This window comes from Chitinimonas taiwanensis DSM 18899 (genome assembly GCF_900119825.1).
GTDB classification, from domain to species: domain Bacteria; phylum Pseudomonadota; class Gammaproteobacteria; order Burkholderiales; family Chitinimonadaceae; genus Chitinimonas; species Chitinimonas taiwanensis.
This window is the reverse complement of sequence record NZ_FPKR01000002.1, coordinates 114,362-138,485: the sequence shown is the minus strand read 5'-3', so window position 1 is coordinate 138,485 and position 24,124 is coordinate 114,362. Positions and strand designations below refer to the sequence as shown.

Sequence of the window (24,124 nt, the reverse complement as noted above, 5' to 3'; positions counted from 1 at the left end):
GGGTTTTCCTTAGGCACCTTAGTGGGTGGCAATGCGCTCGCGCCAGTAATGGGCGCGCGCTTGAATTTGGCCGGCATTCAGGGTGCACAGTTCCCGATCGGCCAGCACAGCGCGGCCGTTGATCCACACATGGCTGACCTGTTCGCGGCTGCTGGCATACACGAGCTGGGAAATCGGATCATAGAGCGGTTGGCTATCTAGCCCGGAGAGATCGACGGCAATGATATCCGCCAACTTGCCGGCACGCAGGCTGCCGATATGCGCATCCATCCCCAACGCGCGTGCGCCGGCCAGCGTGGCCATTTCCAAGGCCTTGGCGGCGGGCACCGCCTGCGGATTGCCCGATTCGGCTTTGGCCAGCAGGGCGGCGAGGCGCAGATCGGCCAGCAGGTCGAGCTTGTTATTACTGGCGGCGCCATCGGTGCCGATGCCCACATTCACCCCCGCCGCCTGCAGCGCGGCCACCCGGGCAAAGCCGGAGGCGAGCTTGAGGTTGCTGGCCGGATTGTGCGCGATATGTACGCCATGGCGTGCCAGCAAGGCGATTTCGGCATCGTTGGCGTGTACCACATGGGCGGCGACCAGATTCGGGCCGAGCAGACCGAGATTGCGCAGGCGTTCCAAGGGGCGCACGCCGTATTGCTTGAGGCTGGCGTCGATCTCGTCGCGGGTTTCGTGGATATGGCAGTGGATGCCAATTTCCAGCTGCTCAGCCAGGGTAATGATCTTGCGGAAGGTCTCGTCCGCCACGGTGTAGGGCGCGTGCGGCGCCAGGGTGAAGCTGACCAGTGGCTCGCCGACGAACTGCTCGCGCGCATGCAGCGCCTTCTTGATGTAGTCATCGGCGTTGATGCCATAGCCGGTGGGGAATTCCAGCACCGAGCAGCCGACCACGGTGCGCATGCCGGCGCTAATACCGGCGCGCGCCACGGCTTCGTGGTGGAAGTACATATCGTTCACCGTAGTGGTGCCGCCACGGATCATCTCGGCCATCGCATGCACGCTGCCATCGAATACGAACTGATCCGATACATGCTTGCCCTCGGCCGGCCAGATATGGTTGTTCAGCCAGTCCATCAGCGCCAGGTCGTCGGCCAGGCCGCGCAGCAAGCTCATGGCCGAGTGGGCGTGCAGATTGATCAGGCCGGGCAGCAGCGCATGCTCGCTCAGCGTGTGATGCTCGGCATTTGCATAGCGGGTGCGCGCCTCGCTGCTGGGCAGGATGGCGACGATACGTTCACCCTGCATGACCAGCGCATGGTTTTCCAGCACTAGGCCAGCGGGTTCGACGGGAATAAGCCAGCGCGGATGCAGGCAGAGCGTGGTGGACATCGTGGGGCTCACAAGAAGATGGCGGATTCTAATGCAGGCAGGCTAGCGGCCGCCATGGCGCGTGGATGGGCTAGGCGGGATGTGCTGGTCCATTCACGGATCGAGCAAAGCGAGGCTCCCTCGCGGCGGCGAGGGTGGGGAAGTGGACTAGAAGCGAGAGGAATCATCGCTGTATCGTTGGCGGCGAGCACCCAGCTCCGCCGGGTGGTGTGCCGTGCTTTGAGCGATGGAGTCAATCAGCACTTCCTTAGCCGCGCTCTGCCTGGCGGGCGAGAAAGCGTGCCGGGTCCACGGCGTGGACCAGCTCGCGCTCGATGGGTAGCGGCTCGCCGGCAATCTGGCTGGCCAGCATTTCTGCCAGCAGGCCCGACCAGACCAGGCCGCGCGCGCCAAAGCCCGTCAGCGCATACAGGCCGGCGCGGCGCGGCGCCAGATGCAGGCTGCCCGCATGCTTGGGCTGAAAGCCGGCTGCATCGGCCAGCGCACCGGCAATCGGCAGGCGGTCGGGGGTGCCGGGCCGTGCGCATACGCGTCCCGCAGGCGTGGTGGCCTGCGTCTCGGCGCTGGCTTCGGGCAGCATGGCGCTCAACAGTGCCAGGTTGTCGGCATGCGCCTGCGCTTCGCTGCCGCCTTCGCGCAATGGGCTGGAACCCAGGCAGGCGAGGCCGGCATGGGCGGGCGTTAGATAGCCTGCGCGGCAGACGACGGTGTGCACACTGCTTGCGCTGGCGGGCAGATGGCTGACCACGCGGGTATCACTATTCAGCGCTAGCTCGGGCGCCCAGCGCGCGGCCTCGGCTGCATTGGCCAGGATCAGCACTGGCGCACTGCCCAGCAGTTGGCCGTCCGCATCCAGCGCCTGCCACTGGCCGTCCTGCTGCCGCAGGTGCTCCACCGCAACCCCATAATGTGTTTGCAAGGCCGGGCCACATGCCGCCAGCAGCGCTCGCACGAGGCTGGGTGGGTTCAGCCAGCCAGCCAGGGGAAAGAATAGGCCGCCGCCGCTGAGCGCCTGGCCGGCCAGTTGGCTGGCTTGCTCGGCATCCACGGCCTGCAAGAGCTCGGCCGGCCAATGCTCGGCAATACGGGCGAAGCGCTGTGCTTCCTCGCTGTGGCGTGCCAGTTGCAGTGCGCCACACCAGCCGGTGATGGACTCGGGCAGGGCCGCGATGCGACGCCGGCCATACAGAAAGGCGGCGCGCGTCAGCCGCGCTTGCAGATTGTCGTCCTGCGACACCACCGGCCGGTAAGCGCCGGCATGGTTGCCCGATGCGCCGCTGGCCGGGCCAGCGGCCCGCTCCAGCAGGGAGATACGCCAGCCACGCGCGGCCAGTCGCTCGGCCAGGCTCGCGCCAGCAATGCCCGCGCCGATAATCAGCGCCTGCTTCTGGGATGCCGGCACGGGGCGGTGACGTTGGCCGCGGAACTGGCCGACCAGCATCTGGCGCTTGCCGCCAAAGCCGGCCACCCGTTCAACCTGAAAGCCGGCTTCGGCCAGACCGCGCCTGACCTCGCCCGCCACGGTATAGGTGGCCAGCGTGGCGGCGCTGGCGGCCAAGCGGCTGAATTGCTTGAACAGCGGTGCCTGCCATAGTTGCGGGTTCTTGGCGGGGGCAAACCCATCCAGATAGAAGGCATCAACCTGGGCGAGCAGCTTGGGCAGCCAGTGCAAGGCATCGCCGAGTAGCAGGGTCAGCACCACTTGGCCGCCGGCCAGCTCCAAGCGATGAAAGCCGGGCACCAGCACCGGCCATTGCGCGATCAGCTCGGCAGCCAGCGCCTGCAGCTCGGCGTCTTCGCTCAGCAGCTGTGCATACAGGCGGCTTAGATCGGCGGCGCGAAACGGGTGCAGCTCGCAGGAAATGAAGTGCAGGCGCGCGCAGCGCTGCGGGTCGGCGCGCCATGCCTGCCAGGTGGCCAGAAAGCTCAGCCCCAGACCAAAGCCGGTCTCGCAGATGACGAAGTGATCGTGACCCTGCCAGCGGCCCGGCAAGCCGTTGCCGGCCAGGAAGACGTTGCGCGCCTGCGCCAGGCCGCCGCTACGCGAGTGATAGATGTCGTCAAAGCGTGGCGAGAAGGGGATGCCTTCCGGGCTGTAGGCGAGTTCGGCGGCTTGCAGGGGAGGGTGGCTCATCAAGCGAAACGGGCACCTTGCGGTGCCCGAGTATCGGTGTGTTGCGGGTTTAGTCTTCGCGGCGCATCTGCGGGAACAGGATCACATCGCGAATCGACGGGGCATCGGTCAGCAGCATGACCAGACGGTCGATGCCGATGCCGCAACCGCCGGCCGGCGGCATGCCGTATTCGAGCGCCTTGATGTAGTCGGCGTCGTAATGCATGGCTTCGTCGTCGCCGGCATCCTTCTGGCGCACCTGGTCGAGGAAGCGCTCGGCCTGGTCTTCCGGGTCATTGAGTTCCGAGAAGCCATTGGCCAGCTCGCGGCCAACCACGAACAGCTCGAAGCGCTCGGTAATGCCGGGGCGGCTGTCCGAACCGCGCGCCAGCGGCGAGATTTCGATCGGGTAGTCGATGATGTAGGTCGGGTCCCACAGCTTGGTCTCGGTGGTTTCCTCGAACAGGCTGAACTGCAGGCCGGCGATGCCGCTGGTGGCAAAGCTCTTGCCGCCCAGGCGTTCGATCTCGGCCTTCAGCCACACGCGGTCGTTCAGCTGCGCCTCGTTGTACTCGGGGTTGTACTTGAGGATGGCCTGCACCACGGTCAGACGCTCGAAGGGCTTGGACAGGTCAACGACCTTGCCCTGATATTCGATCACCGCATGGCCGTTCACGGCACGCGAACACTCGCGGATCACCTGCTCGGTCAGGTCCATCATGCGACGGTAATCGCAATAGGCCTCGTAGAACTCCATCATGGTGAACTCGGGGTTGTGGCGTGTGCTCATCCCCTCGTTGCGGAAGTTGCGGTTGATCTCGAACACGCGCTCCAGACCGCCGACCACCAGACGCTTCAGATACAGCTCGGGCGCAATGCGCAGGTAGAGCGGCATATCGAGCGCATTGTGGTGGGTGGTGAAGGGCTTGGCCGCGGCGCCGCCCGGAATCGGGTGCATCATCGGCGTTTCCACTTCCAGATAGCTCTCGCTCACCATCACCTCGCGTACCTTCTGCACGATCTTGCTGCGCTTGACGAAGGTATCGCGGCTCTGGTCATTGGTGATCAGGTCGAGGTAACGCTGGCGGTACTTCTGTTCCTGGTCGGTCATGCCATGGAACTTCTCTGGCAGCGGGCGCAGCGACTTGGCCAAGAGGCGAATTTGCGTGGCTTGCACGCTCAGCTCGCCAGTCTTGGTCTTCATCAAGGTGCCGACGGCACCGACGATATCGCCAAGGTCCCAGTGCTTGAAGGCGGCCAGTGCAGCTTCGCCCACCTTGTCGAGCGCGATATACAGCTGGATACGGCCCGAACCGTCCTGCAGGGTGGCGAAGGCTGCCTTGCCCATCACGCGCTTGAGCATCATGCGGCCGGCTACCGCCACCTCGATGGCCTCGGCTTCCAGCGTTTCCTTCTCGGCGCTGTCGTACTTGGCGTGCAGGTCCTGCGCCAGGTGTTTGCGCTCGAAATCATTCGGGAAGGCGGGGCCCAGCTTGCGCAGTTCGGCCAATTTGGCGCGGCGCTCTGCCATGAGCTGGTTATCGTCGAGGGTAAGGGGGTTCTGATCGTCGGCCATGATGGTTTCTATTGGTAACTATTTGATTTGCTGCTGAAGCTTAGACGCCTTGCTTGAGGCTGGCTTCGATAAAGATATCGAGATCGCCATCCATCACGCCCTTGACGTTGCCCACTTCCACGCTGGTGCGCAGGTCCTTTACGCGGCTCTGGTCGAACACATAGGAGCGGATCTGGTGGCCCCAGCCGATATCGGACTTGCCGGCTTCCAGCGCCTGCTGGGCTTCCATGCGCTTGCGAAGCTCGGCCTCGTACAGCTTGGCGCGCAGCATCTGCATGGCTTCGTCCTTATTGCGGTGTTGTGAGCGGTCGTTCTGGCACTGCACGACGATATTGGTCGGTACGTGGGTAATCCGCACGGCCGAGTCGGTCTTGTTGATGTGCTGACCACCGGCGCCCGAGGCGCGGTAGGTGTCGATACGCAGATCGGCCGGATTGATCTCGATCTCGATGCTGTCGTCGACCTCGGGGTAGACGAAGACCGAGCTGAACGAGGTGTGGCGGCGCGCGTTCGAATCGAACGGCGACACGCGTACCAGACGGTGCACACCGGTTTCAGTGCGCATAAAGCCGTAGGCGTAGTCGCCGGTCAGCTTGATCGTGCAGCTGGAGATACCGGCCACTTCGCCTTCCGATTCTTCCAGTAGCTCGACCTTGAAGCCCTTGCGTTCGCCGTAGCGCATATACATGCGCATCAGCATGCCGGCCCAATCCTGCGCCTCGGTGCCACCAGCGCCCGACTGGATGTCGATGAAGCAGGCATTCGGGTCCATCGGATTGCTGAACATACGGCGGAATTCGAGTTCGGCCACCTTCTTTTCCAGCTCGGCCACATCGGCCTCGATGGATTCCATGGTGTCCCAGTCCGCTTCGCCCTTGGCCATATCGAACAAATCGCGGCCATCGGCTACGCCGCTGGCAATCTGGTCGAGCACCAGTACCACGTCCTCGAGCGCCTTGCGCTCACGGCCGATATCCTGCGCGCGCTTCTGGTCATTCCAGATGCTCGGGTCTTCCGAGAGACGGCTTACTTCTTCCAGGCGGTCTTTCTTGCCAGGGTAGTCAAAGATACCTCCGCAGTTCATCGCCACGGCTGGCGAGATCGGCGAGGGCGTTTTCAATGGCGTTGAGGCGTTCGGCTTCCATGGCGGCGTCTGCTGAAATCTTTAGGAAACCGCGAATTATACCGGAGCGCGGCGCTTGGGTTGCGGCCCATTACGCGGAAATGCGCTTGCTTTGACGGGCGCGCGCTGCTGAAGCCGCTTCAAGCGGCCTTGGGCAGTGCATCCAGTTCGGCCAACAGACCGTCCAGGACCTGCTCGAGCCGGTCGAGCAGGCCGGCGTCGGCCGGGCTGCCGGTCATGCTCAGCTGCTTTTCCAGTTCGGCAGCCAGGCCCTGCACCTCGCTGGCGCCGATCAGCCCGGCGAGGCCCTTCAGGGTGTGGGCGAGGCGGCTGGCCAGCACGCCGTCGGCCGGCAGGGCGGCGCGGATACGTGCGACGACACCGCGCTGTTCGGCGCTGAAGCGCTGCAGCAGATCGAGGTAGAGTGCCTTATCGCCCAAGGTGCGCGCTAGGCCACTGGCCACATTCAGGCCGGCGATCTCGGGCAGCGGGCTGTCCGCCGGCGCCGGTGTGGCCGAGGGCACCACCGGCGCGGCATGCACCCAGCGCGCGACGGTATCGAACAGTGCCTGCGGGGTGATCGGCTTGGCCAGATGATCATTCATGCCCGAATCGAGACAGCGCTGCTTTTCCTCCAGCAGCGCATGGGCGGTCATCGCCACCACCGGCAGCTGGGCCAGCGATGGTTCGGCGCGAATCGCGCGGATGGCCGCATAGCCGTCCATGATGGGCATCTGTACATCGAGCAGCACCAGCGCATAGCGGGGCGCCGTGCTGCTGAGCAGCGCATCCAGCGCCTCACGGCCATTGCTGGCCAGGTCCACCTTCACCCCGGCCGCCTGCAATAGCTCCATGGCGATCTGCTGGTTGATCTCATTGTCCTCGACCAGCAGCACGCGCACGCCATCGAATCGGGGCAGGGCGGTCAGCGTATTGCGCGCCGCGCGCTGCGGCGCGGGCTGGCCGGCTTGCAGCAGCACATTGAACTGGAAGAGCGAGCCGCGGCCGAGTTCGCTCTCCACGCCGATGCGGCCGCCCATCATTTCCACCAGCCGGCGCGAGATGCTTAGCCCGAGACCGGTGCCACCGAACTTGCGCGTGGTCGAGCCATCGGCCTGGGTAAAGGCCTGGAACAGCTTGGCAGCTTCGTCCTCGCTCATGCCGATGCCGGTATCCCGCACGCGGAATGCGAGGCGGATGCCGCGCTCGTCCTGGCGCTCCATGCTAGCGCTGAGCACGACCTGCCCTGTCGCGGTGAACTTGATCGCGTTATTGAGCAGATTGATCAGCACCTGCCCGAGTCGCAGCGGGTCGCCCTTCAGCTGACGCGGCAGCGCGGCGGGGATCTCGAAGCGGTAGTCGAGGCCCTTTTCCTGCGCTCGCGCGCTGGTCACCGCATGCACATTGCCCAGTACCTCATCGAGGTCGAAATCCACCGACTCCACATCCATGCGCCCGGCCTCGATCTTCGAGAAGTCGAGGATGTCGTTGATGATGCCGAGCAGGGACAGGCCGGCGGTGTGGATCTTGTCGATGTAGTCGCGCTGCTTGGGGTTGAGCGGCGTCTTCAGCGCCAGATGGGCCATGCCGATGATGGCATTCATCGGGGTGCGGATTTCATGGCTCATATTGGCCAGGAACATCGATTTAGCGCGCGTGGCTTCCTCGGCATGCCGACGTGCGGTTTCAGCCTCGCGCAGCTCGCTCTGCATATTGAACACCTGCAGCTTGGTGCGGGTGGCCTGGCTTTGCGCACGCTCGTACAGCGCGTGATAGCGCTGATGGTCGCGCAGTGCGGCCTGCCAGTCGCCCTGGGCGGCATGGATATCGGCCAGCTCGCGGCAGGCGCGCATCGGCATGAAGGTGTAGCCGATATCGCCGGTCTCGTCGATCGCGCGGTTCAGCTTCTCGACCGCCTCGGCCAGCTGGCCGCGCCGCCGGCACAGATGGCCGCAGGCCCACCATACATAGGGGCGCAGGTGCTTTTCTTCGTAGCTGTCGGCCTCGTCCAGCGCCTGGCGGCAGAAGGCCTCGGCACGGGCCAGCTCGCCGCGCTGGGCCAGGGTGTAGGCGGCCACGGCCAGGAAGAAGCCGCGGTTGGATGGCGTGGTCTGTTGGAACGGTTGCTCGGTTTGGATGAAGTCGGCAATCAGCGCATGGGCGGCGTCCGCATCGTCGCGCGACAGCTTGCACAGGGCGAGGATGAAGCTGGTAAAGGGTAGCAACCAGCTTTCCTCGCACTGCTGGGCCAGGCTGCGCGCCTGCAATAGCATGGCTTCGCCGTCGTCCAGATTGCCGCAGATATAGAACAGCTCGCCGATATTGCAGCTGATCTGAGCCACGCGTGCGCGCAGATCGAGTGCCTTGGCGGCCTCCAGCGCCGCATAGAAATGGCGGATCGCCTCGTCGGTCAGTCCATATTCCTGGGCGATGATGCCCATGGTGTTGAGCGCCAGCACGCTGCCCAGATCGGCCTGGCGCGGCAAGATGGGCAGCACCTGTTGCTGGGCGAACGCATAGGCTTCGGCGATGCGCCCGATCACGCGGTAGACGGCCAGCAGGCCAAAGCGGCTGAGCAGTACGCCATCGCGCAGGCCTAGCGCCGAAAAACGCTGGTCGAGTGAGATAAAGCGCGCCTCGGTATGCGTATTGCGGTCGTCGAAGTAATCACATAGCGCAGCGATCAGCTCGCCATACAGCGGCGCTTCCTCCCCCGGCAGCGCGCACAGCGCGCGGGCGATTTCACGTCCCTGCTCGGGCTGGTCGCGCATCACGCCCAGCGCGCGTTCCAGCTCGGCATGCCAGGCGGGTTTGCTGAAGGCGTGGCTGATCATGCCGGCAACCCGCTGATGGTGGCGCCTAGGCCAGCGCGCCCAGCCAACACACCCAGCAGTGCCTGGGCGGCGGCGAAGTCCTGCTCGGCCACCGCCTGTTCGACGGCTGCGAAGGAGTGCCCCAGGCCCTGGCGCAACTGGCCGCCATGGCGCAGCACCCAGGCTTGTGCGGCCAGGTCATGCGCATGCAGCTGGGCATTGAGCTGGCCGACCAGCTCGCTCAGGCTAGGCGCGGCGGCGGCCGGCGTCGCCAGCTGGGCATTCAGCCCGCTGCAGAGTGCGTGCAGCGTCTGCTCGAGCTGTTGCAGGGCCTCGTCCAGTGCGCTCGGCTCGGCGCCTGCGGCAATGCGTGCTTCCAGTGCATCGGCCTGCGCCTGCAGCTCGGTGGCGCCCAGATTGGCCGCCACGCCTTTCAGCGAATGCGCCTCGCGCTCGGCCGCCGGGCGGTCGCTGAGCAGGCGCTCGCGGATCTGCGTGGCGCTATCGACAAAGCGGCTGCTGAACTGGCCGAGCAGCTTGCGATACAGGCCTAGATTGCCGGCCACGCGGCGCAGTCCGTCCTGCGCATCGAGGCCAGCCAGTTGCGGCAGGCCGGTGCTCGGATCGGGCGCTGCAGCCGGCCCGTTCTGCTTGCCTATCCAGCGCCGCGCACACGCGTACAGCGCCTCGGGTTCGATCGGCTTGCTCACATGGTCCTGCATGCCCTCACGCAGACAGCGCTCGCGCTCCTCCACCATCGCGTGGGCAGTCATCGCCACGATGGGCAGGGCGGCAAAGCGCGCATCGGCGCGTATCGCCAGCGTCGCTTCGTGGCCGTCCATCACCGGCATCTGCAAGTCCATGAACACCAGGGCGAAATGGTCGGCGGGTAGCGCCTGCAGCCGTTCCAGCGCCTGGCGGCCGTTTTCGGCCACTTCCACGCTCAGGCCTATGCCCTGCAGCAGTTCGGCGGCGATCTGTTGATTGACCTCATTGTCCTCCACGATCAGGACACGGGCGCCGCTCAGGGCGGCTTCGGCTTGGGGCGCTTGGGGCAGGGGCATATCGTTCTCTTTGCTGCCGACCAGGGTGACCAGCGTATCGACCAGGCTGGAGCGGTTGACCGGTTTGAGCAGGAAGCCATCGATGGCGGCCTGTTCGGCCCGATGGCGGACTTCTTCGCGCCCGAAGGCGGTGACAAGGACCATGACCGGCGCCTGTTCCAGGCCGCGGTCGTTCTTGACCTGACGGGTCAGTTCGATGCCGTCCAGGCCGCGCATCTGCCAGTCGGTCAGCACCACGCGGAAGGGGTCGCTGCGGTCGGCCGTGCGGATGGCGGCCAGCGCGGCGGCGCCCGAGTCGACCGCATCAACGCGGAAAGGCAACTCGCCCAGCGCATCGACCAGCACCTCGCGCGCGGTGTCGTTATCGTCCACCACCAGCACGCGCATATTGTTCAGCGCCGAGGGCAGCACGCGTTCGAGCTTAATGCGCTCGCCCGCCGGCGCGAAGCGCACGCCGAAGCGGAAGGCCGAGCCCTCGCCCTCGCGGCTCTCCACGCTGATCTGGCCGCCCATCATCTCCACCAGGCGGCGCGAGATGCTCAGACCGAGGCCGGTGCCGCCAAAGCGGCGCGTAGTGGAGCCATCGGCCTGCTGGAAGGCCTGGAACAGATTGGCCGCCTGCTCCTCGCTCATGCCGATGCCGGTATCGCTGATGCAAAAACCGATGCCGATCTGGCCGCTCGGCGCATCTTCCAGGCGCGCACTCAGCCGCACCATGCCGTTCTCGGTGAACTTGACCGCGTTATTGATCAGATTGATCAGGATCTGCCCAAGGCGCAGCGGGTCGCCGCGCAGGCGGCGCGGCACCTCGGCCGGCACATCGAACACGTATTCGAGGCCTTTTTCCTCGGCGCGCGTGCTGGTCACCGCGGCCACATTGGCCAGCACCTCATCGAGATCGAAATCGATCGATTCCACATCGAGCCGGCCGGCTTCGATCTTGGAGAAATCGAGGATGTCGTTGATTACGCCGAGCAAGGACACGCCGGCGGTGTGGATCTTGTGCACATAGTCGCGCTGCTTGGGCGACAGCGCGGTCTTCAGCGCCAGATGGGCCATGCCGATGATGGCATTCATCGGTGTGCGGATCTCGTGGCTCATATTGGCCAGGAACATCGACTTGGCCTGGGTGGCGTTCTCGGCCTCGTCCTTGGCGGCGCGCAGGGCCAGTGCCTGCTGGTGCGACTCGGTCACATCCATCCAGAACCCATTCCAGACCCAGGCGCCGTCATCCTGCTTACTGCAGCTGGCGCGCGTATGCACCCAGAGCAGCTTGCCATTCAGCTGCACGCGGCTTTCAAAATCGGTACCGGTTTTGTCGGTGATGGCGCGGCGCAGGATGGCCTGGCCGGCAATACGGTCTTCGGGCTGCACAAAGCGCCAGCGCGAAGCCGGGTCACGCTGCAGCTCGCGGTAGTCGACGCCGATGATCTCCTGCGCCTTGGCGCTGGCGAAGTGGTAGTGCAGGCGGCCATCCGGCTCCAGGCGCAGCTGGAAGATGGCCAGCGGTAGGGCGTCGGACAGATCGATGAGCCGGCGGCGCGAATCCTGGGCCTGATCGCGCGCACTGGCCAGCTCAGCGCTCGCCTCCTGGCTTTCGGTAATGTCCTGCCAATAGCCGTTCCAGATCAGCTTGCCCTCGCGCGTCATGCTTGGGCGTGCTTCGCCCCACACCCAGCGCAGCTCGCCATCGCTGCGGCGGATGCGGAAGGCCTGCTCCCAAGGCTGGCGCGCGGCCAGCGCCGCACTGATCGATTCGCGCACGCAGGGTAGGTCGCGTTCCACGATCAGGCTCAGCGCCTCATTTACATCGCGCACGATGTCTTCCGGCGTGCGGCCGAATTCCTGCCATTGGGCATTGGCAAAGATGATGCGTGGCTGCGCCTCATCCACCTGTAGCTGGAAGACAGCCAGCGGCAGCTTGTCGGTCAGCTCGCGCGCGCGCCCCTCGGCCGCAGCCAGCGCGGCCTCGTTCTGACGCCGCTCGGTGATATCGCGCACAAAGGCGGTTGCATGCCAGTCGCGCCCCTGCTGATAGCTGGTCAGGGCCAGCTCCACCGGCACGGCATGGCCTTGCGCATGCCAGGCATCGACCTCGATCACCTGGCCACGCAGGGCACTCAGCCCCGCTTCGAAGAAGCGCGCCAGGCCGCCGCGGTCGGTATTGCCGAGCGCCTGTTGCGGCAGGAAGTGGTAGACATGCTTGCCGAGCGCCTGCGCGCGTGACCAGCCCAGCATGGCCTCGGCAGCCGGGTTCCAGTAGGTGACCAGGCCTTGGCTATCCAGGCTGATGATGGCTTCCGGCGCGGCGGCCAGCAGGGTTTCGATGCGTGCCTGCTCACTGCGCTGCGCGAGGCTGGCGGCTAGCTCGCGCTGCTGCTGCACGACCACGCTGACCAGCAGGGTAAGTGTGGACAGCGCCAGCAGAAACAGGCCGAGCGAGGCCAGATGGGTGAGCGTATCGACCGGCGCCTGCGGCTGGCCGGTCAGTTGCAAGGCAATCGTGACCAGGCCGGTGACCAGGATGGCCGAATGCACAAATAGCGGCGGGAAGCGCATCGCCGCCCACACCAGCAGCGGCAGGGCCAGGAAACCGATCAGCTGCACCGGCATCGGGGCGAAGCGGGTCAGCCACCAGGCCAGTGCGGCGCAGCTGAGGGCGGCCAGCACGAAGAGGACTTCCGCGCGGCTCATGCGCAGTGGAATCGGCCGGTAGCTGGCTGGGTCGGCCAGCTGGCTGCGCGCACGCACATCGAGGCGCAAACCCCAGGACAGCAGGGCGGGCAGGCAGATCAGCCCGCCGAATAGATCGCCGAGCGCAGCCTGGAACCAGTGCACGAGCCAGCCCTGCTGGGCGCAGATCAGTAGCTTGGCCCAGCCGCAGTAGCCAAGCGTGGCGGCACCCGCATTCAGGGCTGCATACAACAGCGCCAGCAGCATCAGCCATACATTGGCGCGTACGCTGCTCAGGCTCAGGTCGAAGCGCTGGCGGCGGGCCAGCCAGCTAACCGCGCTGGCCGAGAGCAGCATGCTCAGGGGTTCAATCAGCCCCCAGGCGTAGCGCGCGCTGTTCTGGTAATCGACCGCCACATAGTCGTGAAAGATATACAGCGCCACGCCGATCAGGCTTTGCGGCCCATACAGCAGCGCGGCCGCGCAGGCGACGGCGGCCGGCGGCCAGACCGGCGTCAGATAGCCCTGGCCCAGGAAGGCAAAGCCGAGCTGGGCGGCGAGCCAGTACACGGCTGTGATCAGCAGGATGCGCAGCAGGTAAGAGCGGGTGGCTTGTGGCATGCGTTACGTATCTAGTTTCAGGCAGCGGCGTGAGCAGGCGTGCGCGACAAGGTGTCAGCGGCGCGTCAGTTTAACAGCCTTGACTGGCGCGGCCCTTGCCATGTTTGCCGCCATGGCGCGCCGGCATGTCTCCAGCAAGAAAAAAGCCACCCTCGCAGGAGGGTGGCTTAAGGCTTACATCAGGGCGATCAGGCTGCCAGGCGGCTGCGGATCTCGCGCATGGCGGCCGAGATCATGGCCAGGTCCGGCACGGCCACGCGCAGTTCCTCGAACATCTTGCTGCAATGCTCGATGGCGGCTGCGCGGGTCTTCAGCCAGTTCTCCACCTGCTTGGCCGCGTTCTTGCCATCCTGCTGCAGCACGCGCTGGGTCAGGCTGGCGTGCTCGCGGTACAGCTCATCGCGGAAGGCCATGCGGGCCAGGGTCTGCCAGCGGTTGTCGCGTGGCAGGCCATCCACCACGCTGCGCAGCCAGTCGATCTGCAAGGCGTTTTCCAGCTTGAAGTAGACCTGGGCCACCTCTTCGACCCCGGCCTTGCTTTCGCGCGCCAGGCGGGCGATGTCCAGCAGGGCCAGGAGCGCGTCCAGGCTCACCACGCGGGCGGCCAACTCGCTCTTCACGCCGGCATCCTTCAGGCGTGCCTGCTCGCTGATGAAGGCCGGCTTGTCCGACAGCCACTTGTCGAGCTTGGGCAGGAGGGCCGGGATTTCCTCGGTCAGCTGCTTGATGCGCTTGTCGGCATCGGCCTCGGTCAGCTGCACATTCAGCACCCAACGCGCCACGCGCTCGAGCTGTTTGCGCACTTCCAGCATCAGCGCGTACTGGGTCTTGGTCGGCACCTTGTTGTCGAGTGCTTCCAGTTCCAGCCACAGCTTGTCGGCCTGCATCAGGCGCGAAGCAAGGCTCCAGGCATGCACGATGGCGGCCGGGCTGGCATTGGTTTCCTCGGCCACGCGGAACACGAAGCTGATGCCCATGCGGTTCACGCACTCATTGGTCAGTACGGTGGCCACGATCTCACTGCGCAGCGGATGGCTGGGCAGCTGCTTCTTGAACTTCTCCACCATCTTGGTCGGGAAGTAGGCCTCCAGCAGCGTGTCCCATTCCGGCATGGCGGGCAGCGGCGAGGCGATCAGCTGATCGAACAGGCCGAGCTTGGCATAGGCCAGCAGCACAGCCAGCTCGGGGCTGCTCATGCCCTGGCCAGCAGCCTGGCGGTCCGCCAGCTGTGCGTCATTGGGCAGATACTCGATGCGGCGGCTCAGGCGGCCGGCCTTTTCCAGGCTCTGCATGAAGCGGCTGTGCACGCTGAGCAGCGACTGGGCCTGCTGCAGCTCGAGGCTGATCGCCGCGGTCTGCAGATAGTTGTCGCGCAGCACCAGCTCGCCGACGTTGTCGGTCATCTCGGCCAGGATCGCATTGCGCTGCTTGAGCGTCATATCGCCAGCCTGCACCAGACGGCCGAACAGGATCTTGATATTGACTTCGTGGTCCGAGCAGTCCACGCCGGCCGAGTTGTCGATCGCGTCGGTGCAGATATGGCCACCGTTCTGCGCGTATTCGACCCGACCCAATTGGGTGAAGCCGAGGTTGCCGCCTTCACCGACCACCCGAGCGCGGATTTCCTTGCCGTCGATACGCAGCGCGTCATTGCTGCGGTCTGCGGCCTCGGCGTGGCTTTGCGTGCTGGCCTTGAAATACGTGCCGATGCCGCCGTTGTACAGGAGGTCGACCGGCGCTTTCAGGATGGCGCGAATCAGATCGTTCGGCGCCATGCTCTCTTCGGTCACGTCGAGCACCTTGCGGACTTCCGGCGAGAGCGGAATCGACTTGGCGCTGCGCGAGAACACGCCACCACCCTTGCTGATGGTCTTCACATCGTAGTCTTCCCAGCTGGAACGGGGCAGGGCGAACATGCGCTGGCGTTCCTTGAAGCTCTTGGCCGGGTCCGGGTTCGGATCGAGGAAGATATGCAGGTGGTTGAAGGCTGCCACCAGCTTGATCTGCTCGGACAACAGCATGCCGTTACCGAACACATCGCCCATCAGGTCGCCGATGCCGGCCACGGTGAACGGTTGCTTCTGGGTGTCGTGATCCATTTCGCGGAAATGGCGCTTGACCGACTCCCAGGCGCCCTTGGCGGTAATGCCCATCTTCTTGTGGTCGTAGCCGACCGAGCCGCCCGAGGCGAACGCGTCATCCAGCCAGAAACCGTATTCCTGCGACACGCCGTTGGCGATGTCGGAGAAGGTCGCTGTGCCCTTGTCGGCGGCCACCACCAGATACGGATCGTCCGCATCGCGGCGATGCACGGCCTTGGGCGGTACAACCTTGCCATCGACCAGGTTATCGGTGAGGTCCAAGAGGCCGCGGATAAAGGTCTTGTAGCAGGCCACGCCCTCAGCCTGATAGGCCTCGCGATCCGACATGGCCGGCGCCTGCTTGAGCACGAAGCCGCCCTTGGAGCCCACCGGCACGATCACCGTGTTCTTCACCTGCTGGGCTTTGACGAGGCCGAGCACCTCGGTGCGGAAGTCTTCCTTGCGGTCTGACCAGCGCAGGCCGCCGCGCGCTACCTTGCCAAAGCGCAGGTGGATACCTTCCACGCGTGGCGAGTAGACGAAGATTTCATACAAGGGCACCGGTTGCGGCATGTTCGGGATCTTGGCGCTCTCGAACTTGAAGCTGATGTAGTCCTTGACGCTGCCATCCTTGCCCGGCTGGAAGAAATTGGTGCGCAGCGTGGCGCTGATCGCATGGAAGAAGCCGGACAGGATGCGCTCGTCGTCGATGCTCGGCACCTGGGCCAGCGCTTCGCGGATCTTGCTCGACAGCGGCTCGGCCTCTTTGGCGCGCTTCTGCTTGGGTTCGTGCAGGGCCAGGAACAGGCTGACCAGATCGCGTGCAATGGCACGGAAGTGCGCGAGGCGCTCGGCGATATGGTCGAGGCTGTAATTGAGGCCGATCTGCTTCAAATACTTGGCATAGGCGCGCAGCAGCACGACTTCGCGCCACTCGAGGCCCGCCAGCAGCACCAGATTATTGAAGCGGTCGTTCTCGGCGCGGCCTTCGAAGATAGCGGCAAAGCCCTGCTGGAAGGCCTCGCGGCGCGCTTCATCGTCCAGCAGGCCTGGCTGCTGAAGCTTGATAGCGATATCGGTGACCCAGGCACGGCCCTGGTCGGCGAACTTCAGCGTATAGGGTTGTTCTTCCAGCACGCGTACGCCCATGTTTTCCAGCACCGGCAGGCTGTCGGACAGCGCGATCGGGTCTTCGCGGAAGATCTTGAAGCGATGCTGGGTCGGATCGGCCAAGGTGGCATCCATCAGCTTCATGGTCAGCTGCTTGCTCTTCAGTGCGGCTTCGATCTTCTCGATATCGCTGACCGCAGTACGCGCGTCGTAATCGGCGTAGTAGGCGGCCGGGAAACTCTTCGCGTACTTGGCATTCAGCGCCATGCCGCGTTCCTCGCCGGCATGGGCGGCCAGGTTCAGCTGCAGATCGTCGGCCCAGCGGCGTGTGGCATGGGCGATCTGGTTCTCGATCTCGCGCGGATCGTAGTCGGGCAGGGTGGAGCCAGCCGGCGTGCGCACCATGAAGTGGATGCGCGCCAGGATGGAGTCCGACAGCAGCACATTGAATTCGCTCGAAGTGCCGCCAAAGGCGGTCAGCAACATCTGCTGCATCTTGATGCGCACATCGGTCGTGTAGTTATCGCGCGGCAGGTAGACCAGGGCCGACACATAGCGGCGATACAGGTCCTCGCGGATGAACACGCGCACACGGCTGCGTTCCTGCAGATTGGCAATGCCGAGCGCGATTTCACCGAGGGCGGCTTCGCTGATCTCGATCAGCTCGTCGCGCGGATAGGTTTCCAGCACATTGAGCAGGGTCTTGCCCTTGTGGCTGCTGGCCGCGAACTGGTTGGCGGCCATCACGGCATTGATCTTGCGGCGCAGCACGGGAATCTGGTGCGGCGGGGTGTTATAGGCCTTGGCCGTGTAGAGGCCGAGGAAGCGCCGCTCGCCGACCACATTGCCCTTGGCGTCGTAGCGCTTGAGGCCCACGCAGTCCAGATAGGTGCCGCGGTGGATGGTCGAGCGCGAATTGGTCTTGGTCAGCAGCAGCGGGGTCTTGTCGCGTGCCAGCGCGCGGATCTCGGCCGGCAGGGCGGCGAAGCTGGCCGAATGGGCGCCGCGGGTTTCGCCGCGCAACAGCCCAAGGCCGGAGTTCTTCACGATGGTCAGCTGCACGCCATCCTTGCTATCGGTCAGGTCGTAGTCGCGATAGCCGAGGAAGACGAAGTGATCGTCGGCCAGCCAGTCGAGATAGGCGAGGCTTTCCTCCCACTCGGTTTTGTCCACCACGGGCTTGCGCTTCTTCAGCTCGGCATGGATCTCGGCCAGCTTGCCGGTCATGGCGCCAAAGTCTTCCACGCAGTCGTTCAACTGCCCGAGTACGCGCAGCAGCTCTTCCTTGATCTCGTCGAGCTTGGCCTTGTCGCTGATGCGGTCGATCTCCAGATGCATCCACGATTCGGCTGCGCCGCTGCCGGCCTTGCTCAGCCTACCCTTGGCATCGCGCTCGGTGCGCAGCACCGGGTGGATGATCAGGTGGATCGCGTAACCGAGGCGGTTCAGGGCCACACTGACCGTGTCGACCAGGAAGGGCTTGTCGTCATTGACCAGCTCGATCACGGTGTGGCTGGTCTGCCAGCGGTGGTCGTCGAAGCTTGGGTTGTACACACGAACCAAGGCCTCGCCCGGCTTGCGCGAGGCGGCCAGCTTGGTGTGGGCCAGCGCAGCGCCGTACCAGTCCTGGCTTTCGCGTCCGGACAGGTCGTGGGCATCGGTATCGGCGTAATAGGTTTCGATCAGGGCGGCGAGGTCGACCGGACCGGCCTCGCGGGCATCGGCATGGCGCTGGATGTCGGCGACGAGACTGGCGTGGAAGCTTTGCATCTTCATTTATCTCCTGGTGGGCAGCAAACGAGCGCTTCGTGGGCGTTCGCTTGTATAGACAGACTGTGCAGTCTGGAATCCCATTGCCTGCGAATTCGGGGCGTATTGTAGCCGCAGTAAATCGACTACCTGTATTAGGGGATGCGACACATTGTTATAGACTGCAGGCCGCATTGCGTGAATTGGTATGCAGGCAACAGCTTGGGGAAATCCATTAGCGTCTGCTTGTTAAACTTGTTGCACGCTGCCACGCTCCGTGTACGAAAATGTCGCATTCAGGGAAGCTATCCGCTGCCCTGTCGGGCTTACAATCAGTTCCGGCACTGGCTTGCAGATGGCCGTGGAATGCGGCGTCTTCCCGGGTCCTTTCTAAAGCACATCACAATTAGGAGTAAGGCAATGAAGAAAACTGCGCTGTTCGGTGCGATCGCACTGGCGCTGTCCGTAGCTGCTTCCGCCAAGGAATGGAAAGAAATTCGCGTCGGTATCGATGCGACCTACAAGCCTTTCACCTACAAGACCCCCGATGGCAAGCCAACCGGTTTTGACGTGGATATCGCCAACGCCCTGTGTGCCGAGCTGAAGGCCAAGTGCGTATTCGTTGAACAAGCCTGGGACGGCATGATCCCCGGCCTGAATGCCAAGAAGTACGATGCCATCGTGTCCTCGATGTCCATCACCGAAGAGCGCAAGCGCGCCGTCGACTTCACCGGCAAGTACTACAACACCCCTTCGCGCATCGTCGTGAAGCTGGGTGGCGCGATCAAGAACGTGCCGGCCGACCTGAAGGGCAAGAAGATCGGCGTGCTCAAGGGTTCCACCCAGGAAAAATATGCCAAGGGTGAGTTGGAAGGCGCTGGCGCCGTGGTCGTGCCGTACGAAGCCCAGGATCAGGTCTATCTGGACATCAAGTCCGGCCGCCTGGACGGTACCGTGGCTGATAGCGTGGAAGTGTATGAAGGCTTCCTGAAGACCGCCGACGGCAAGGGCTGGGGCTTTGTGGGCCCGGTGCTGAATGAGCCGAAGTACTTCGGTGAGGGCGCTGGCATTGCAGTGCGCAAGAGCGACCAGGATCTGAAGGCCGCCCTGAACAAGGCCATCGGCACCATCCGCGCCAATGGCACCTGGAAGAAGATCAACGACAAGTACTTCAATTTCGAAGTCTGGGGCAAGTAAACCGGCTTCTGTCTGATCGCCTCCGGCATGGCCTGCGGGCCATGCCGGTTGTCTGTTCGCCACACGGCGCCTGGCCGTGCTGGTCAGCCCTCGCGGGCTTTTGCAGTCCCCGTCTTACGCTTCATACTGCACGGTAACGCCCACCAAGGCCGCACTCCCTCAAGCGGCACAGAGATCAAAGATGGAAGAGTACGTACTGAATATTCTCAAGGGCTCGGTGCTCACGCTCGAGGTGGCCCTGGGCTCCCTGCTGGTGGCGGTTGTGCTTGGCCTCCTGGGTGCGACGGCCAAGCTGTCGCAAAACAAGCTGCTGAACTGGCTGGCTGGCATCTATTCCACCGTGATACGCGGTATTCCCGATTTGGTGCTGATGCTGCTGATTTTCTACGGCGGCCAGATCCTGCTCAATCTGTTGCTCGAATCGGTCGGTTACACCGAGTACGTGGAAATCAATCCCTTCGTGGCTGGCGTACTGACCATAGGCTTCATCTACGGCGCCTATATGACCGAGACCTTCCGCGGCGCCATCATGGCCATCCCCAAGGGTCAGATGGAGGCGGGTCTGGCCTTCGGCATGAGCAATACCCGGGTGTTCTTCCGCATCACCGTGCCGCAGATGATACGGCTGGCTCTGCCCAGCTTTACCAATAACTGGCTGGTGCTGATCAAGGCCACTGCCCTGGTGTCGATTCTCGGCCTGCCCGATATGACCATGCTGGCCAAGCAGGCTGCCTCGGCTGCGCGCGGCATCACGCCGATGGCGCCCATGCTGTTCTTCTTGTTTACCGGCGCCATCTACCTGGCCTTCACCACCATTTCCCTGGTGGTGCTCAAACAACTCGACAAGAAATACTCGATGGGCGTGCGCCGGGGAGAGTTCTGATCATGCAATTCGACGTCATTTTCGAGCCCGCCACGCTCAAGCTGTTTTGGCAGGGCATCCTGGTCAGCCTCAAGCTGCTGGTCATCTCAGTCAGCATCGGTGCGCTGCTGTCCATCCCCTTGGCCGTGCTGCGCGTATCGCGCAATAAATGGCTGTCCACCCCGGTCTGGCTGTACACCTATGTGATGCGCGGTACGCCGATGCTGATCCAGGTCTATCTGATCTATTACGGTGTGGCCCAGCTCGACATCGTGCAGGCCAACTGGGATACGGTGGCGCTGTTCAAACCGTTCAAGGATGCGCTGTTCTGCTGCGTATTGGCCTTCACGCTCAATACCTGCGCGTACACGACAGAGATGCTGGCCGGAGCGATCCGCGACACCAATCATGGTGAGGTGGAAGCCGCCAAGGCCATGGGCATGAGCAAGTGGCAGGTCATGCGCCGCATCGTGCTGCCCTCGGCACTGCGCCGTACGCTACCGTCCTATTCGAACGAGGTGATCATGATGCTGCACGGCACCTCGCTGGCCAGCACCGTGCCCGCGCTCATGGATATCACCGGCGCCGCGCGTAGTGTGTATTCCGATTACTACCTGCCGTTCGAAGCCTTTATCACCGCCGGCGCCATCTATCTGGTGCTGACCTTCACCCTGGTCGGTCTGTTCAAGCTGGCCGAGCGGCGCTGGCTCGCCTATTTGCAACCGCGCAAGGCCTAAGGAGACCGTATGCAAGTCAAACGTCATGCGCTGCTCAGCCCCAGCGTGGGCACCCAGCGCGAGCTCTTGAGCTTTCATTACGGTCAGCCCGGACGCGGCGAGAAGGTCTATCTGCAAGCCAGCCTGCATGCAGATGAATTGCCCGGCATGCTGGTGCTGCATCACCTCAAGCAGAAGCTGGCCGCGCTGGAAGCACGCGGTGAGCTCTTGGGCGAGGTGGTGGTGGTGCCGGTAGCCAACCCGATTGGCCTGAACCAGACCCTGATGCACGGCCAGCTCGGTCGCTTCGACTTTGCCAGTGGCGAGAACTTCAACCGCCAGTACCCGGACTTCCTGGCCTTGCTGGGCGAGCAGATCGCCAGCCGTCTGAGCCAGGATGCCGAGGCGAACAAGCGCGTGATCCGCGCTGCGATGGGCGAGGCGCTGGCTGCCATCCAGCCGACGACCGAACTCGCGTCGTTGCGCCACACCCTGGTCTCGCTCGCCTACGACGCCGATGTGGTGCTCGATCTGCATTGCGATTTCGATGCCGTCCTGCATGTGTATACCGAGACGCCTTATCTAGATCAGGCCGAGCCGCTCAATCGCTATCTGGGCGCACGTGCCGTGCTGCTGGCCAAGGGCTCGGGCGGCGCCTCCTTCGATGAGGCGCTCAGTGGCCACTGGTGGCGGCTGGCCGAGCAGTACGCGGGGCGCTTCCCGATTCCGCTCGCCTGCCTGTCGGCCACGGTCGAGCTGCGCGGCGAGACCGATGTCTACCATCACCTGGCCGAACAGGACGCTGCCAATCTGCTCGCCTTCCTGCAGCACCGCGGCGTGCTGGCCGGCCCGGCGCCTGCCTTGCCTGAGCCAGCTTGCCAGCCCACGCCGCTGGCTGGATCGGAAACCCTGCGTGCGCCGCATGCCGGCGTGGTCGCCTTCCTCAAGCAGCCCGGTGATTACGTCGAGGCGGGCGAGGTGGTGGCCGATGTGATCGACCCGCTCAGCGACCGGGTCAGCCCGGTGTTGGCCGGGGTCAGTGGTGTGCTGTATGCACGCGGCATCGTGCGCTATGCCACGGCAGGCATGGACCTGTGCAAGGTGGCTGGCAAAGTGGCCTTCCGCAGCGGCAATCTGCTGAGCGCCTGAACGGATATTGGCCGGCTGCGCGGGGCGCAGCGGGCGACAGAGTAAAAAATTGGAGACCACCGTGAGCATCAAGCTATCTGTCGATAATCTGCACAAGCGCTATGGCAGCCATGAAGTGCTGAAGGGCGTTTCCCTGACTGCCAATGCGGGCGATGTGATCAGCATCATCGGCTCGAGCGGCTCGGGCAAGAGCACCTTCCTGCGTTGCATCAATATGCTCGAGCGTCCGCATATGGGGCGCATCACCGTGGCTGGCGAGGAAATGAAGCTGGTCACCGCCAAGGACGGCATGTTCAAGGCCGCCGACGACAAGCAGCTGCAGATGATGCGCGCCAAGCTGGCCATGGTGTTCCAGCACTTCAATCTGTGGGCACATATGACCGTGCTGGAAAACATCATCGAAGCGCCGGTGAATGTGCTGAAGGTACCGAAGGACGAGGCGATTGCCCGCGCGCGCAAATACCTCGACAAGGTCGGCCTGAAGGACGTGGAAGACAAATACCCGGCGCATATGTCGGGCGGCCAGCAGCAGCGTGTGGCGATTGCCCGCGCGCTGGCGGTGGAGCCGGAAGTCATGCTGTTCGACGAGCCGACTTCGGCGCTCGACCCTGAGCTGGTCGGTGAAGTGCTGCGCGTGATGAAGGCGCTGGCCGAGGAAGGCCGCACCATGGTGGTGGTGACCCATGAGATGGCCTTCGCGCGCGAGGTGTCTAACCATGTGATCTTCCTGCACAAGGGCCTGATCGAAGAGCAGGGCGACCCCAAGGCGGTGCTGGTCAATCCGAAGAGCGAGCGCCTGCAGCAGTTCCTCAAGGGCAGTTTGAAGTAAGCATGTTCGATTACGCCGACAAGCCAGCCACCCAGCGCTTGGGCGTTTTGCTATTACCGGGCTTTACCCCGGGCGAGCTCGGCTTGCTGGAGGATTGCCTGGCCGAGGCCAACCGCCTAGCGGAAATGCCGCTCTACCAGCTGCAGCTGCTGTCCATGGATGGGCGGCCGGTAGCCTCCCGTAGCGGGCGGCTGCAGGCGGTGGATGAGGCGCTACGCAGCGATGGCGGCTACCCGCTGCTATTCGTGGCGGCCGGTGATCTGCCCAAGCCCTTGCCGGCCACCGACCCGGTGCTCGGTGCGCTCGCCAGCCTGGGGCGCCAGCGCGGCCTGCTCGGCGCCTGGCATGCTGGGGCGTTCTGGCTGGCGGCGGCTGGCCTGCTAAATGGTTGCCGCGCTACCGTGCACTGGACCTGGCTGGAAGCGTTCGCCGAGCGGCATCCGCAGGTCATCGTCTCTTCCGCACTGTTCGAAGTGGACAAGGACCGCGCGACCTGCGGCGGCGGGGTGGCGGTGGCCGATCTGTTTTTGCACTTGCTGGCACGCCAGCACAGTGCCGAGCTGGCCGCCAGCGTGGCCGAGCGCCTGTTGCTGGAACGGATACGCGGTCGTGACGACCGCCAACGCATCCCGCTGGCCAACCGGGTCGGTAGCAATCAGCCCAAGCTGGTGCAGGCGGTGCTGCTGATGGAGGCGAATCTGGAAGAACCGCTGACCACCGATGAGATCGCCCAGCATGTGTGCGTGTCGCGCCGCCAGCTTGAGCGTCTGTTCAAGCAGCATCTGGATAGCGTGCCCTCGCAGTACTATCTGGAACTGCGCCTGAACCGCGCGCGCCAGATGTTGCGCCAGACCTCGAAGTCAATTATCCAGATCGGCCTGTCCTGCGGTTTCTCCAGCGGCCCGCATTTCTCCAGCGCCTATCGCAATCATTTCAAGCTCACCCCGCGCGAAGACCGCCAGCAAGGTTCGGTGCGCAGCGTGGCCGAGTAAACGCCGCCAGGCAGGCACTGTGCGCCGCATCTGCTCGCACGGCGACTGGCGGTTCTCAGCACGTACTTGGATGTCGCAATCCGGCAATCAATTTGCCGGCGACCTCCTTAGAATAAGCAGCAAT

At 64.2% G+C, this 24,124-nt stretch carries 13 protein-coding genes; 6 read left to right on the top strand and 7 right to left on the bottom strand.

The annotated features are described in order from the left end of the window. Positions 1–18: 18 nt before the first annotated feature. The 7 genes from BT173_RS02585 to BT173_RS02555 all read right to left on the bottom strand — a co-directional run bounded on the left by BT173_RS02585 (position 19) and on the right by BT173_RS02555 (position 18,282). Positions 19–1,332, bottom strand: coding sequence for a TRZ/ATZ family hydrolase (locus tag BT173_RS02585; protein WP_072427062.1), 1,314 nt, complete (start codon positions 1,330–1,332; stop codon positions 19–21). A gap of 247 nt (positions 1,333–1,579) precedes the next feature. After that, positions 1,580–3,466: a bifunctional tRNA (5-methylaminomethyl-2-thiouridine)(34)-methyltransferase MnmC2/FAD-dependent 5-carboxymethylaminomethyl-2-thiouridine(34) oxidoreductase MnmC1 gene (mnmC, locus tag BT173_RS02580; protein WP_072427061.1), complete on the bottom strand. Its 1,887-nt coding sequence runs from the start codon at positions 3,464–3,466 to the stop codon at positions 1,580–1,582. Positions 3,467–3,515: 49 nt separating this feature from the next. Then, positions 3,516–5,021 carry a lysine--tRNA ligase gene (gene lysS, locus BT173_RS02575; protein ID WP_072427060.1) on the bottom strand — a complete coding sequence of 502 codons (1,506 nt, stop codon included), beginning with the start codon at positions 5,019–5,021 and terminating at the stop codon, positions 3,516–3,518. A gap of 40 nt (positions 5,022–5,061) precedes the next feature. Beyond that, positions 5,062–6,166 (bottom strand): peptide chain release factor 2 gene (prfB, locus tag BT173_RS02570; RefSeq protein ID WP_139256014.1). Its coding sequence is split into 2 segments (ribosomal slippage): positions 5,062–6,084 and positions 6,086–6,166, totalling 1,104 coding nucleotides; the frame shifts between segments, so codons are not numbered across the junction. Between the two features lie 118 nt (positions 6,167–6,284). After that, positions 6,285–8,978, bottom strand: coding sequence for a tetratricopeptide repeat-containing hybrid sensor histidine kinase/response regulator (locus tag BT173_RS02565; RefSeq protein ID WP_072427059.1), 2,694 nt, complete (start codon positions 8,976–8,978; stop codon positions 6,285–6,287). Further along, positions 8,975–13,315 (bottom strand): response regulator, encoded by a 4,341-nt coding sequence (locus tag BT173_RS02560; protein WP_072427058.1) that lies wholly within the window; start codon positions 13,313–13,315, stop codon positions 8,975–8,977. The genes BT173_RS02565 and BT173_RS02560 overlap by 4 nt, the downstream gene beginning before the upstream one ends. Positions 13,316–13,503: 188 nt before the next feature. Next, positions 13,504–18,282, bottom strand: coding sequence for an NAD-glutamate dehydrogenase (locus tag BT173_RS02555; protein WP_072427057.1), 4,779 nt, complete (start codon positions 18,280–18,282; stop codon positions 13,504–13,506). A gap of 393 nt (positions 18,283–18,675) precedes the next feature. On the opposite strand from BT173_RS02555, the gene aotJ reads away from it, so the two are divergent. From aotJ to BT173_RS02525, 6 genes are all read left to right on the top strand, one after another. Then, positions 18,676–19,452: an L-arginine-binding protein AotJ gene (gene aotJ, locus BT173_RS02550; protein ID WP_072427056.1), complete on the top strand. Its 777-nt coding sequence runs from the start codon at positions 18,676–18,678 to the stop codon at positions 19,450–19,452. Between the two features lie 181 nt (positions 19,453–19,633). Continuing rightward, positions 19,634–20,335 (top strand): ABC transporter permease, encoded by a 702-nt coding sequence (locus BT173_RS02545; protein ID WP_072427055.1) that lies wholly within the window; start codon positions 19,634–19,636, stop codon positions 20,333–20,335. A 2-nt stretch (positions 20,336–20,337) separates the two neighbouring features. Next, positions 20,338–21,051, top strand: a complete 714-nt coding sequence (locus BT173_RS02540) for an ABC transporter permease (protein ID WP_217651387.1) — start codon at positions 20,338–20,340, stop codon at positions 21,049–21,051. A gap of 9 nt (positions 21,052–21,060) precedes the next feature. Next, positions 21,061–22,179, top strand: a complete 1,119-nt coding sequence (locus tag BT173_RS02535; RefSeq protein ID WP_072427053.1) for a succinylglutamate desuccinylase/aspartoacylase family protein — start codon at positions 21,061–21,063, stop codon at positions 22,177–22,179. A gap of 61 nt (positions 22,180–22,240) precedes the next feature. Next, positions 22,241–23,008, top strand: coding sequence for an ABC transporter ATP-binding protein (locus BT173_RS02530; RefSeq protein WP_281247333.1), 768 nt, complete (start codon positions 22,241–22,243; stop codon positions 23,006–23,008). A gap of 2 nt (positions 23,009–23,010) precedes the next feature. Further along, entirely contained in the window at positions 23,011–24,000 is a 990-nt protein-coding gene (locus tag BT173_RS02525; RefSeq protein WP_072427052.1) for a GlxA family transcriptional regulator, read from the top strand. Positions 24,001–24,124 lie beyond the last annotated feature (124 nt).